This is a genomic window from Cupriavidus sp. USMAHM13 (genome assembly GCF_001854285.1).
Taxonomy (GTDB): Bacteria; Pseudomonadota; Gammaproteobacteria; order Burkholderiales; family Burkholderiaceae; genus Cupriavidus; species Cupriavidus malaysiensis.
The window spans coordinates 319384-331985 of the sequence record NZ_CP017751.1; the positions used below are offsets into that span (position 1 = coordinate 319384).

Consider the following 12602-nt stretch of genomic DNA (forward strand, 5'->3'; position numbering starts at 1 on the left):
TATGAGCGCCGTCGACCGGCGCGGACGGCCATGAGCGGGGTCTGCATCGTGGGGGCCGGCGCCGTCGGCGGTTTTATCGGCGCCCGTTTGGCCAAGTCCGGGCAGGCCGTCCAGGTGCTGGCACGCGGGCACACGCTGGAGGCCTTGCGCAAGCAGGGCCTGACCCTGATCGAGGGCGGCCAGACGGCGGCTTACGCCGTCCGCGCCGAGGACGATCCGGCCCGGCTGGGCGTGCAGGACATCGTCGTGATCGCGGTCAAGGCGCCCGCCTTGCCGGCGCTGGCGAGCGGCATCGGCCCGCTGATCGGGCCCGATACCGTGGTGGTGACGGCGATGAATGGCGTGCCGTGGTGGTTCTTTGCCCGTCCTGGCCCCTGCTCTGGCCTTGCGCTGGCTTCGGTGGATCCCGATGGCGCGATCGGCCGGGCCATTCCCGCGCGGCAGGTGCTCGGCTGCGTGGTGCACCTGACCGCTTCCACGCCGGCACCCGGCACGGTGCGGCACGGTTTCGGCGCGCGCCTGATCCTGGGGGCTGCCGGCGGGGGGAGCGACGCGCGCGTCGAGCGGGTGGCGGGACTGCTGGCGGCGGCAGGCTTCGAGGTCGAGGCATCCTCTGCCATCCAGCAGGACATCTGGTTCAAGCTGTGGGGCAATATGACCATGAACCCGGTGTCGGTGCTGACCGGGGCCACCTGTGACCGCATTCTCGACGACCCATTGGTCAATCGTTTCTGCCTGGCGCTGATGGAAGAAGCCGGCCGCATCGGCGCGGCCATCGGCTGTCCGATCGCGCAGAGCGGCGAAGAGCGCAACCGGGTCACGCGCAAGCTGGGGGCCTTCAAGACCTCGATGCTGCAGGATGCCGAGGCCGGCAGGCCGCTGGAAATCGATGCGCTGGTCGGCGCGGTGCGCGAGATCGGCAGCCACGTCGGCATCGCCACGCCCAATGTGGATGCCCTGCTCGGCCTGGTGCGCCTGCATGCGCAGGTGCGGGGCTTGTACTGAGGCGGAGGGTCGGTCGGCCGGATGGCTGGCCGGCTCGGCTGCCGGCCGTGCGCGCCGCCATCCAATTCGCAGTATCAATCAATGTATCGATCTTTTCTTGTATATGATTCGTCGCATTGATTTTTCTGCATTGAGCCACCGCCGGGAAGAAGCCCAGCGGAGGGGGCATTCTTCTGCAATTGCCCCATTTTGATTCACCGGATGAATTTTATTTCGGCTGGGTTTCCACTGCTTGATTCGTGGCGTGGATCTTTCGGGGCATGGAGCGACGCGCCATCCAGAAGCCCTCGGCCGCATACAGTGCCAGCGAGAGCCAGATCATGCCGAAGCCGACCTGCTTCGCGGGCGGGAACGGTTCATGCCACAGCCAGACGCCCAGCAGCAGCTGCAGCGTCGGGCCGGTGTACTGCAGCAGGCCCAGCAGCGACAGCGGGATGCGCCGCGCGCCGGCGGCGAACAGCAGCAGCGGCACGGCCGTGATCGGGCCGGCCAGCACCAGCAGCGCCTGCATGTCGGTCCCGGCACCGGCGAAGCCGGCCTGGCCGTGCTGGAACAGGTACCACAGCGCCAGCCCGGCCAGCGGGAACAGCAGCAGGGTTTCGAGCGACAGGCCTTCCAGTGCGCCCAGCGGGGCCATCTTGCGCAGCAGGCCGTAGCCGCCGAAGGTGCCCGCCAGCACCAATGCGATCCAGGGCAACTGGCCGGCGCTGATCGTCAGCCAGCCCACCCCTGCCGCAGCCAGGCCGATCGAAGCCCACTGGCCCGGACGCAGCCGTTCGTGCAGGAAGAGCACGCCCAGCAACACGCTGACCAGCGGATTGATGAAATAGCCCAGGCTGGCGTCGACCACGCGTCCGGCGTCGACGGACCAGATGTAGGTGAACCAGTTGCCGCACAGCAGCAGCGCACTGATCGCGAACACCGCGAGCACGCGCGGCCGCCCCAGCGCCGCGCCCAGCCAGGCCCAGTTGCGCCGCCAGCTGAGCACCAGGGCGAGGAAGACCAATGACCACACCATCCGGTGCAGCAGGATTTCCAGGGGAGCGATGCCCTGCAGGGTCTTGATGTAGAGCGGAAGCAGGCCCCAGAGCAGGTAGGCCAGGAGTGCGTAGAGAATGCCGATTTGCATGGTGGATCCGGTTGATCGGCAGATTCTAGTGGGCCTCGGCGATTCCTGCCGGAGGCGCCTCCCGTGCCGGGCGCCGGTGCCGGCCGGCCATGAAAAACGGGGGCCAGGGCCCCCGTTTCCATGTGTTGCGGCGATTGCCGTGCTTACAGCTTGCGCGCGTAGCTGAACTGGGCGAAGGCCTGCTCGGCTACATTGAACCAGGCGGCTTCGTTGTTGCGGAACACGCGCCAGTCGTCGTAGATCTTCTTGAACGAGGCGTTCTTGGCGCATTCGTCGGCATAGGCCTCCTGCGTCGCCTTGAAGCAGGCCTCCATGATCTCCTTGGAGAAGGGGCGCAGCTTCACGCCGTTCTCCAGCAGGCGGGCCAGCGCTTGCGGGTTCACGGTGTCGTACTTGGCCATCATGTTGGTGTGCGCCTCGAAGGTGGCTGTTTCCAGCGCGCGCTTGTACAGCGCCGGCAGCTTCTCGTATTCGGACGCCGAGGCGTAGAAGGACAGCTGCGCGCTGCCCTCCCACCAGCCCGGATAGTAGTAGTAAGGCGCGACCTTGTAGAAGCCCAGCTTCTCATCATCGTAGGGGCCGACCCACTCGGCCGCATCGATGGTGCCTTTCTCCAGTGCCGGGTAGATGTCGCCGCCGGCGATCTGCTGCGGCACCACGCCCAGGCGCTGCAGCACCACGCCGGCGAAGCCCGCCACGCGGTACTTCAGGCCCTGCAGGTCGGCCACGGTCTTGATTTCCTTGCGGAACCAGCCGCCCATCTGGGCATTGGTGTTGCCGCCCAGGAAGTTGACCACGTTGTAGTCCTTGAAGAACTCGCGCATCAGCTTCATGCCGTTGCCCTGCAGCATCCAGGCGTTCTGCTGGCGCGCGGTCAGGCCGAAGGGAATGGTGGTGTCGAAGCACAGCGTCGGGTTCTTGCCGAAGTAGTAGTAGCCGGCGGTGTGGCCGATCTGCACCGTGTTGTTCTGCACGGCGTCCAGCACCTGCAGGCCTGGCACGATCTCGCCCGCGGCGAAGACCTTGATGTTGAACTTGCCGTCGGTCAGTTCCTTGACCCGTGTCGACAGCGTCTCGGCACCGCCGAAGATGGTGTCCAGCGACTTCGGGAAGCTCGAGGCCAGGCGCCATTCCACGGCAGGGTTGCTGCCGACCACTGCCGGCGCCGCGGGCGCATTGGTGGCGGCGGGCTTCTCTTCCTTGCCGCAGGCGGCCAGTGCGCCGGCGGCCGCGGCGGCCGAAGCTTTCAACAGGAAGGAACGACGTTCCATTGGGTTCTCCTCGTCTTTTATCGATATGGTGCGCCGGCGGGGGCAGCGCGCGTCGGCGCTGCCATGGCGCTTTCAAGACCGGTGGCGCGGGCGCGTCGCACCGGCCCTGCCCCGGGCGGACAACGGCACCATCGCTGGCGCCATCGGGGCTGTCTGCGACAATGTCGGACGCGCAATATGTCCGGCCCATAAGGCAAGCCGATCGATTATAGCGGTGGCCCTTTCGCCACGGAGGCCTTCCCACGTCCGGGTTTTCGCTAGGAAATCGTCGAACAACAGCTGTCCCCGGCGCTACCCCACGGTGTCTTGCCGGCAGCGTTCCGCATCATGAGAAGTCCACGGAGCGATGGATTTTGTAACCCGGCTTGCTGTCCAATCGGACGGCTGATACAACCTTCGACCTGCCGGTCCCGCGCCGCCGGCCATTCTGCAGCATGCCTTCCTTTCCGCCTCCCTGCTTCCGCCGACCCGCGATACTGCGCCTGTGCGCGGTTGCGCTGGCCGTCCACAGCCTGGGCGCCTGCGCACAGGTGGCGCCGGCAGCAGCCGGGGTGGCAGGCGCGTCAGCGGACGCGGATCCGCTCGCTGCCCTGCTCGGCACGGCCGATGCGCCGCCGCGCCCTTCCGCATCTCCGGCGGCACCCCCGGCGCCGGCCAGTGTGGATGCTGCCAAGCCGCTTCCCGAACCGACCGCCCGCGCTGCCGCGGCGACCGCGCCGGATCCGCTCTCCCAGCTCTTGCAGGCGCAAGGCAGCGGGGCATCGCAGGCGTCCGCCGATGCGGCCACGCCTGCTGGCGTAGCAGCCGGGGCGTCTGCTGCGCCAGCTGTCGCTGCCGGCAGCGATGCCGTCGCACAGCCCGCGCCACAACCCGGGCCGCAGCCCGCGCAGGAAGCCGCCCAAGCGGCGGATGCAGCGAGTGCCGCGGTGGCTCCGGCTCCGCCACCGCCGCCACCGCCGCCGCCGGTGGTGTTGTTCCCGAAGCGCCTTGGTGAATTCCTGCCTGAGCGTCCGCTCCCCCCGCCTCCGCCCCCCGCTGCAACCGTGGCGGTCGATCCTGCCGCCGCCGCAACGGATCCGGCCGCTGCCGGGTCGCCGGACCGGCCGGCCGCGGCCTCCACGGCTGCCACAACTGCGCCCGAGACCGATGGCGCTCCGGTTCCCGCCGTGGCCGCCGGCGTCCCCACCGCACAGGACGCGGCGCAGGCTGCGGCCGCCGGCACCGGCGAAGTGGACACCGCTCCCCCGGTCCTGCGCTCGCAGATCCCGGAGCAGGATCCCGCCGAGGAGTCGGTCTGGCGCTTGAGCTACAGCGGGCGGGCCGCCATCGAGGATGGCATCGCGACCCTGCACGCATGCGCCGGCGGCTCGCTGTCCACCGGCATCGGCCACGGCCTGGCCTGCAAGAGCACGGGCCAGGTCAACGTGAAGGAAGCGCTGTTCTCGCTCGACGGCGGTGCGCAGGTCGAGGTGGTCGCCAAGGCCAAGGGTACCGACGTGACGACCATCAACGGGCGTCCCGTCGCCGTCGACCCCTATCAGTTGCTGCCGCAGATCTATACCGCGGTCAGCGGCCTTTCCGTGCTGGACGGCGCCACCATGTGGGCTGGGCGGCGCGAGGAGTCGCCGTTCCTGATGTCGTCCGGCCTGCTGCCGCCGAACTCCCCGGCCATGCGTTTCGGCGTCGACAATGCGCGCTTCGGCGATATCGGCCTCAACTACCAGTACACGACGCGCAACGATATCGGCGGGCAGAGCCTGCCCAGCTACCACTCGGTGCGGACCGGGCCGATTGCCACCAACGAGCAGGGTTCGGTCCAGCTCGGCTTCACCCACGTCGAAGCGCAGCCGCTGGTACAGGCGACCGGCGGCGCCTGGTGGGCCTCGGCCATGCACGAACAGAAGGGCGTGCTGGCCGGCACCAACCGCCTGGGCCTGCAGTTCGGTGAAGGCGCGCGTACCGCCATGACCGGCTACAGCGGCATGGGGCCCGCGCTGTCGCGCGTGCGCATGGCGGAATCGCTCGAATGGAAGCGTGCCGACGGCCTCGGCCTGGCGGGCTCGGTGGAGTCCAGCCTGCAGTTCGACCGCTCGCCGGTCGGCCTGCTGCAATGGACCGCTACGCGGGTGCGGCCCGCCTACGTGGCCAGCGATCGCTTCAAGCTCGCCTTCGAGGTGGCGCACGACCAGATCTCGTCGGGCTTCGGCGTGGCCGGGCAACGCACCGCGCTGACCATCGCCCCCACACTGACGCTGGGCAAGGGGGCCGGCAATGCCAACCTGCGCGCCTTCTATACCTACAGCCGCGCGACCGATGTCGACGGCATCGCCTTCACCGCGCCGGCCGATGCCTGGACCTCGCAGAACTCGGGATCGGTATTCGGCATCCAGCTCAATCGGAGCTGGTAACCGGGCGTGCGGCCATGTGCCGTGCCGTGCTTGATGTCGCGCCTGGTGCCGTGCCTGGTGCCGGGTGGCGCGCCGACGCGGCGCACAGCCAGTCGAACACCAGCGTCGCGCTCAGGGCGCCCGCCAGCTGCGCCAGCACGAAGGCGGGCACGTCGGCCGCGCGGATGCCGGAGAAGCCTGCGGTGAGCGCGCATGCCAGCGTCAGCGCCGGGTTGGCGAAGGCGCTGGATGCCGTGAACCAGTAGCCGGCCATGATGTAGGCCGCCACCACCAGCGGCACCAGCGCGGGCCGGCTGCGCGCGGTGCCCATCGCCACGCCGATCAGGCCGAAGGTGGCGACGAACTCGCTCCACCACATCGGCGCGCCGGTGCGTGCCTGCGTCGACCAGGCGAGCAGCGGCGCGCCGAACATGGCGTGTGCGGCCATCACGCCGGCGATGCCGCCACCCAGCTGCAGCAGGGCATAGCACAGCGCGTCACGCGCAGAGAGGGCGCCGCGCACCAGTGCCGACAGGCTGACCGCCGGGTTCAGGTGGCCGCCCGACACCGGTTCGAGCGCCAGCAGCAGCGCCACCAGGGCGCCGCCCGAGGCCAGCGAATTGGCCAGCAGCGCCAGCGCGGTGTTGTCGCCGGCCAGGTTGCGCGCATGGATGCCCGAGCCGACCACGGCCGCGACCAGCAGCGCTGTGCCCAGGCCTTCCGCGGCCAGCCGCCGCGCCAGCGTGCTCACGGCAGGACGGCCGCGCGGCAGGCGGCGACGGCGCGTGCCGGCGAGGCGGATGGCATGGCGGCGAGGGACATGGCGGCGAGGGACATGGCGGCGAGGGACATGGCGGTGGCTCGATGATGGACGCGGGAGCGCGCAGTGTTCCGCCTCCACGCGACCCGATCAAGGCGCCGCCAGGCGCTTGTGAATGAACCCTGCGTATCGAATCCGCCGGCGTGCGGCCGTCAGCGCAGCAGGAAGGCGATGTCCTTGGCGCCGATCTCGGCCAGCGGCACGCCCTTGCGGCGCTGGTAGAGGATGTGCTGGAGCACGCGCCGGCGCTGGCCGGAGAACACCACCGGATCGATCGGCAGGCCCAGGCGCGCGTAATGGTCGATCAGCAGCTTGTAGGCGCGATGGCGCATCTGCAGCGACTCACCGTCGGCGCGCAGCCGGCTGGCCTCGGCCGCGCCGTCCTGTTCCTGCTCGCGCGCCAGGCGCAGCGCCCGCTGTGCGGCCTCGAGCCGGGCGCGATAGTGGTCGCGCTGGGTGCGGGTCTCGTGCAACTGCGCGCGCAGTTCGCGGACCTTGTTCTGCAGCTTGAGCGCGACGCCGACCGTCTGCTGGATGCGCGTGGCGGCATCGAGCGCCTGGCTCGCTGCCGCGATGGTGGTGCGCCAGATGCCGCGCTCGTGCGTCTCGGCATCGTGCGGCCATCCCTTGCCCGTGTTTCCCATGAATGCCTGTGACCTTTGAAAAGACGCGGTTGCCGGATTGCTCGGGACCTTCCCTCACGATGTGTTGTCGGCAGCCGGCTGTACCCATCTGCCTGGCGCAGTGGACCAGGCTAGCCTCCAGGCTAACGGCCGCCAAGTAGAAGATGCTTAGATCTGAGTTCAGCTGCCCCGGGATGCCGCTGCGGCCGGCAGGGTTACGCCGGTTACGGTGCGCGCGCTTGGCGCTTCGCCGCAGGGCCTCCTATGCTGCGCCTCGTGCGCCAGGCCTGGCCTCTGTCCCGAACGCTATCCAAGCAGGAGTCCGACTTGAGAACCTTAACGATCTTCGCCGCGCTGGGCGCGGCCGTCTTCACCCATGCGGCACGCGCCGAGGTCCTGTGCACCGCGCTGGCCGATGCCGCCACCGGCCAGGTGCTGGTGCAGGAAGGCCGCTGCGACCAGCGCACCAGCCCTGCCTCTACCTTCAAGATCCCGATCGCCCTGATGGGCTTCGACGCCGGGGTCCTGCACGACGAGCACAGTCCTGCGCTGCCCTTCCGCGAGGGCTATACCGACTGGAACCCGGCGTGGCGCCAGACCGTCGATCCGCAGATGTGGATGCGCGACTCCGTGGTGTGGTACTCGCAGCAGGTCACTCAGCAGCTCGGCGCGGCACGATTCGCGCGCTACGTGCAGGCCTTCGGCTACGGCAATGGCGACGTCCGCGGCGATGCGCGCAAGCCCGACGGGCTGACGCAGGCCTGGCTCGGCTCCTCGCTGCAGATCAGTCCGCTCGAACAGCTCGATTTCCTCGGCAAGCTGGTCCGCCGTGCCCTGCCGGTCAACCAGCAGGCCTACCAGATGACAGCGCGCATCACGGCGCTGGGCAGCCTGCCCGGTGGGTGGGAGCTGCACGGCAAGACGGGGGCGTGGAACTGGAGGCCCGGTGATGGCGCTGTCGGGCGTTTCGAGGCGATCGGCTGGTTCGTGGGCTGGGCGACCCGTGCGGACGGGCGCAGCGTGGTCTTCGCCAGGCTGACGCGGGAAGACAGGGAAGAGAAAGGCAGCCCCGGCCTGCGCGCACGTGAGGCCATGATGCGGGAATTGCCGCAGCGCCTGCAGGAGCTGTAGCGCGCGGGCCGACAGGCCTGCCTGAACAGCCTGCCGCCGCATCGAGGCGAGGGCACCAAAGAAAAACGGAGGCCGAAGCCTCCGTTTCTCAGCAAACCTGGTGGCCTGGGACGGAATCGAACCGCCGACACAAGGATTTTCAATCCTCTGCTCTACCGACTGAGCTACCGGGCCAACAAAGAAGCAAAACTATAGCAGCGCGAAAACAACCCGTCAAGCGGTTTTTCGCATTACTGTTCAGCCGGCTCCGGCTTGTTGCGGCTCAGCTCGACGCCGAGCTGCTTCAGCTTGCGATACAGGTGGGTGCGTTCCAGCCCGGTCTTCTCGGCTACGCGCGTCATGCTGCCGTGTTCGCGCAGCAGGTGGTATTCGAAATAGGCGCGCTCGAACAGGTCGCGCGCTTCGCGCAGCGGCATGTCGAAGGAGAACTGCATCTCGGCCTCGGGCAGGCGTTGCGGGCTGCCGTTGGCGGGTGCCTCGATGGCGGCCTCGGGTGCCATGCCCTGGGCCGCGGCCTGGGCGGCCGCCGCGGTGCCGGCGCTGGGAGCGGGCGCGGACGCGCGCTCGATGCCGCGGGCCAGGCCCTGCTGCACGGCGGTCAGCAGCTTCTGCAGCGCGATCGGTTTCTCGAGGAAATTGAGCGCGCCGATCTTGGTGGCTTCGACCGCGGTATCGATCGTGGCATGGCCCGACATCATGATCACGGGCATGGTGAGCAGGCCCTGGGCCGACCACTCCTTGAGCAGCGTGACACCATCGGTGTCGGGCATCCAGATGTCGAGCAGCACGAGGTCGGGTGTATTGCCCGCGCGGTACTCGCGCGCCTTCTGCGCGTTCTCCGCCACTTCCACGACATGGCCTTCGTCGCTGAGGATCTCCGAGAGCAGCTCCCGGATACCCATTTCATCATCGACTACGAGGATGGTTGCCATACTTCCCCTCTTAACCCCGCCACCGCATCTTGCGCATGGGACAGCAACATTGACTATGCCAGTTTAACGAACAGGATCGAGATCTGTGCACCGACGATCTCGGTGCCTTCCATGCGATTGCGCAGCTCGATGCGCGCGCCATGTTCATCGATGATCTTCTTCACCATCGCCAGGCCGAGGCCCGTGCCTTTGGCCTTGGTGGTCACATAAGGTTCGAACGCGCGGCTGAGGATGCGCGGAGCGAAACCGGGACCGTTGTCGGCGATGCTGAGCTTGACAGCCTGCCGGTCTTCGCCGGCAGAATCTTTGTATTCTACCGTCTCGGTGTTCAGAGTGATATGGGGCTCGGCCCTAGCCCCGGCCAGGTTCTCCGCCACGGCGTCCTGTGCATTCTGCAGCAGGTTGTGGATCACCTGGCGCAACTGGGTCGGGTCGCCCTTGATGGCCGGCAGATCCTGCGCCAGCGACGGATGAATCACCGCGTGGTCCTGCACGGAGGGATCGTCGATGCCGTACAGGTGCAGCACGTCGGCTACCAGGCCGTTCAGTTGCAGTGACTGCAGCATGGCCGGCGGCGTGCGTGCATAGTCGCGGAAGTCGTCGACCATGCGCTTCATCGCGGCGACCTGGTTGACGATGGTGGCGGCACCCCGCTTGAGCACCTCGGCATCCGGCACATCGAGCTTGGGTGTCAGCTTCATCTGCAGTCGCTCGGCCGACAGCTGGATCGGTGTGAGCGGGTTCTTGATCTCGTGCGCGAGCCGCCGCGCGACCTCGCCCCAGGCGACCGAGCGTTGAGCCGAAATCACATCCGAGATGTCGTCGAACACCACCACGAAGCCAGGCTCGTCACCGCTGTCGCCGCGCCCGGGCAGGCGCGCGCCGCGCACCAGCAGGGTCAGGCTCTGCTCGTCGTCGGCGTGCGGCAGTTCGATCTGTTTCTGCCAGTGCTCGGCGCCGCCCAGCATCTCGCTGGTGCTCTGCTCGGTGAAGGCCTGCCGCACGATCTCGCCGAAGTTGCCGAGTCCCGGGATCTGTTCGATCGGGTGGCCGAGGGCGGTGGCGAAGGTCTGGCCGAAGATGCGCTCCGCGCCCGGGTTGGCGGTGATCAGCTCGAAGCGCCGGCCGAACACCAGCACGCCCGCGGTCAGGTTCTGCAGCACGCTCTCGAGGAAGACCTTCGAGCGCTCCAGCGCCGAGCGGTTCTGCTCCACGGCGATGCGCGCCTCCGACAACTGGCGTGTCATCAGGTTGAACTGCTGGGTCAGCATGCCGAGTTCGTCACGACTCTTCAGCTCGCGCTTGGGTGAGAGGTCGCCCTCGGCCACTTCCTTGGTCCCCTGCAGCAGCATCAGCAGCGGGCGCGCGAGCTGGCCGCCCAGCAGCAGGGCCAGCATCACGGCGATGAACACGGCCAGGAACAAGGTCAGCGTCAGCGTGCCGATATACATCTTGCGCAGGCCGGTGCGTCCGAGCGCTTTCTCCTGGTACTCCTGGTAGGCGCGCTGGACCTCGTCGGCATTGCGCGCCAGCACGGTCGGCACCGGTTGCAGCACCTGCAGGTAGCGTTCCTCGCGCACGGTGTCGCCGGTCAGGCCGAAGCCGGTCGCCGGCAGGTCTTCCGGCCGGCGTTCCACCGACAGTCCGGAACCGGCCCAGCGTCCGGGCTTGCGCGCCGGTCCGGCGGCCGGCGTGTCGGCCTGCGCACTGTCCGTGCCGATCGCACTGACCGGCGCGCTGCCCAGCGGAATGATCACGCGCAGCACGTAGAGGTGGTCGCTCTCGTCATCTTTCGAGGACGCATCGCTGCCACCTTCCACCGCCGCATAGCCGCCGGCCAGGCGGGCCTGCTCGGCCAGCATGCCGGAGGGCAGGTCGGGCACGAGCGAGGCGTAGTTGTTGGAGGCGGTGGCGATCACCCGCCCGCTGCCGGTGAAGATGGCGGCCTCGCGCACGCCGTACTGCTCGCGCAGGCGGTTGAGCTGCAGTGAGGTGGCCATCGAGGCCGAGCCGGTCAACTGGTCCGCCATCTGCCGTGCCTTGCCCTGCAGGTCGGCCAGCGCGCTGTCGATGGTGGAGCGGCCCAGGTTGAGGCCGGCTTCCAGCGCGGTCTCCACGCGCACGTCGAACCAGGACTCGATGCTGCGCGAGACGAACTGCAGCGACACCAGGTAGATCAGCACGCCCGGCAGCACGCCGACCACGCCGAAGAAGACCGCCAGCTTGGTCATCAGCCGCGTGCCGAACTTGCCGCGGCGGTAGCGGATCCACAGCGTCAGCGCGAGCGCGCCGATGATCGCCACCAGCAGCACGCCGATCACCAGGTTGATCTTGAACAGCAGCGTGAAGTAGCGATCGAAGAATTCCGTGTTGCCCGAGGCGCCGATCAGCAGGCCCACCAGCACCAGCGCGAGGAAGACGATCACCGCCGCCACGATGCGGTAGAGCACGCGGCGGAACTTGCTGTCCCACAAGCTGTTCATGGCTGGCTCTGCGCGGGAGGCTGGACCAGCAGCGCCGGCGACAGCGCTGTGGAGACCGTCTGCGACAGCGGCTGGGCGCGCGTCTCGCCGCCCGAGACGGTGGCCGATGCGGCGGGCGCTGGCGCGGCACCGGGCACGGAAGCCGGCGGCGCGGCGTTCAGTTCGGTGGGCACCGTGTAGTTGAAGCGGCGCCAGTCGGAAGCCAGGTTCCAGTCGCGCGTATTGACCGCATTGATCTGGAAGGGTTTGGGCAATTGGGTCAGGTCCAGCCGCATGCGCACCTCGGCCTGGTAGGTCTCGCCCAGCCTGACCGCATTGCGCTCGAACACGCGCCAGCCGCGCACGCGCTGGATGAACTGCAGCGCAGCCTTCAAACGTGTGAACGGCAGTTGCAGGCCGCCGGTGGAGATGCGGTACTGGCGCGTCAGCGGATGATAGGACAGGCGGATGTTGCGGCTGGTGTTGACCGGCTTCTCATCGAACCAGTACCAGCGCGGCCGGCTGAGCTGGAAGTCGACGACGAAATACAGGGAGATGCCCTTGTTCAGGGCGTCCTCGAGCGGCGCCGGCAGGTCGAATTCGAAATTGGCGGCCAGTTCGAAGCCGCCGTCCTGGTAATCGATGCGCGCGTCGCTGGCTTCGATCACGTCGGCTTGCGTCAGCACCGGCAGCAGTGCCAGCAGCAGTGCCACGCCCGCCTGCCGTGCCGTCCGCAGCAGGGCGCGCCACAGCGCGGCGCGGCCGCCGTGGAGAGCAGAGGACGCACGCGCATTGTCGCCAAGGGCCGGGAGGACGGACAAGCGAAGCGTGCTTGGCATCGG

10 protein-coding genes and 1 tRNA gene are annotated in these 12602 nt (G+C 68.4%); 3 read left to right on the plus strand and 8 right to left on the minus strand.

Going from position 1 to position 12602, the window contains the following annotated elements:
* Positions 1–30: 30 nt before the first annotated feature.
* On the plus strand, positions 31–1005 hold the full coding sequence (locus BKK81_RS01515) for a 2-dehydropantoate 2-reductase (protein ID WP_071010449.1): 975 nt from the start codon (positions 31–33) through the stop codon (positions 1003–1005).
* 208 nt (positions 1006–1213) lie between these two features.
* Here BKK81_RS01515 and rarD read toward each other — a convergent pair whose 3' ends face one another.
* A complete protein-coding gene (gene rarD, locus BKK81_RS01520) occupies positions 1214–2134 on the minus strand; it encodes an EamA family transporter RarD (RefSeq protein WP_071010450.1) in 921 nt (306 codons plus the stop codon).
* 143 nt (positions 2135–2277) lie between these two features.
* Positions 2278–3405: a TRAP transporter substrate-binding protein gene (locus BKK81_RS01525; RefSeq protein ID WP_071010451.1), complete on the minus strand. Its 1128-nt coding sequence runs from the start codon at positions 3403–3405 to the stop codon at positions 2278–2280.
* A 737-nt stretch (positions 3406–4142) separates the two neighbouring features.
* On the opposite strand from BKK81_RS01525, the gene BKK81_RS33990 reads away from it, so the two are divergent.
* Positions 4143–5813 (plus strand): carbohydrate porin, encoded by a 1671-nt coding sequence (locus tag BKK81_RS33990; RefSeq protein ID WP_418235887.1) that lies wholly within the window; start codon positions 4143–4145, stop codon positions 5811–5813.
* Here the strand turns inward: BKK81_RS33990 and BKK81_RS01535 are convergent.
* Together BKK81_RS01535 and BKK81_RS01540 are read right to left on the minus strand one after the other, a co-directional pair.
* Positions 5797–6543 (minus strand): aquaporin, encoded by a 747-nt coding sequence (locus BKK81_RS01535; RefSeq protein WP_071010452.1) that lies wholly within the window; start codon positions 6541–6543, stop codon positions 5797–5799. The genes BKK81_RS33990 and BKK81_RS01535 overlap by 17 nt on opposite strands.
* Positions 6544–6764: 221 nt before the next feature.
* Positions 6765–7256, minus strand: coding sequence for a hypothetical protein (locus BKK81_RS01540; RefSeq protein WP_071010453.1), 492 nt, complete (start codon positions 7254–7256; stop codon positions 6765–6767).
* A 306-nt stretch (positions 7257–7562) separates the two neighbouring features.
* On the opposite strand from BKK81_RS01540, the gene blaOXA reads away from it, so the two are divergent.
* Positions 7563–8366, plus strand: coding sequence for a class D beta-lactamase (gene blaOXA / locus BKK81_RS01545; RefSeq protein ID WP_071010454.1), 804 nt, complete (start codon positions 7563–7565; stop codon positions 8364–8366).
* Between the two features lie 98 nt (positions 8367–8464).
* On the opposite strand, the gene BKK81_RS01550 is transcribed toward blaOXA, so the two are convergent.
* The 4 genes from BKK81_RS01550 to BKK81_RS01565 all read right to left on the minus strand — a co-directional run bounded on the left by BKK81_RS01550 (position 8465) and on the right by BKK81_RS01565 (position 12599).
* Positions 8465–8540: transfer RNA gene (locus BKK81_RS01550), tRNA-Phe, on the minus strand.
* 56 nt (positions 8541–8596) lie between these two features.
* Positions 8597–9298: a response regulator gene (locus BKK81_RS01555; protein WP_071010455.1), complete on the minus strand. Its 702-nt coding sequence runs from the start codon at positions 9296–9298 to the stop codon at positions 8597–8599.
* 53 nt (positions 9299–9351) lie between these two features.
* The gene (locus tag BKK81_RS01560) at positions 9352–11781 is read right to left on the minus strand and encodes a sensor histidine kinase (RefSeq protein WP_071010456.1); all 2430 of its coding nucleotides are present in this window, start codon (positions 11779–11781) and stop codon (positions 9352–9354) included.
* On the minus strand, positions 11778–12599 hold the full coding sequence (locus tag BKK81_RS01565; RefSeq protein ID WP_071010457.1) for a DUF4390 domain-containing protein: 822 nt from the start codon (positions 12597–12599) through the stop codon (positions 11778–11780). Before BKK81_RS01565 ends, BKK81_RS01560 begins: the two co-directional genes overlap by 4 nt.
* Between the last annotated feature and the right edge of the window lie 3 nt (positions 12600–12602).

Bases quoted from the DNA above. Each gene is read 5' to 3' on its own strand.
- BKK81_RS01560 (WP_071010456.1), bottom strand. From the start codon at position 11,781: ATGAACAGCTTGTGGGACAGCAAGTTCCGCCGCGTGCTCTACCGCATC.
- BKK81_RS01565 (WP_071010457.1), bottom strand. From the start codon at position 12,599: ATGCCAAGCACGCTTCGCTTGTCCGTCCTCCCGGCCCTTGGCGACAAT.
- rarD (WP_071010450.1), bottom strand. From the start codon at position 2,134: ATGCAAATCGGCATTCTCTACGCACTCCTGGCCTACCTGCTCTGGGGC.
- BKK81_RS01515 (WP_071010449.1), top strand. From the start codon at position 31: ATGAGCGGGGTCTGCATCGTGGGGGCCGGCGCCGTCGGCGGTTTTATC.
- BKK81_RS01525 (WP_071010451.1), bottom strand. From the start codon at position 3,405: ATGGAACGTCGTTCCTTCCTGTTGAAAGCTTCGGCCGCCGCGGCCGCC.
- BKK81_RS01555 (WP_071010455.1), bottom strand. From the start codon at position 9,298: ATGGCAACCATCCTCGTAGTCGATGATGAAATGGGTATCCGGGAGCTG.
- BKK81_RS01540 (WP_071010453.1), bottom strand. From the start codon at position 7,256: ATGGGAAACACGGGCAAGGGATGGCCGCACGATGCCGAGACGCACGAG.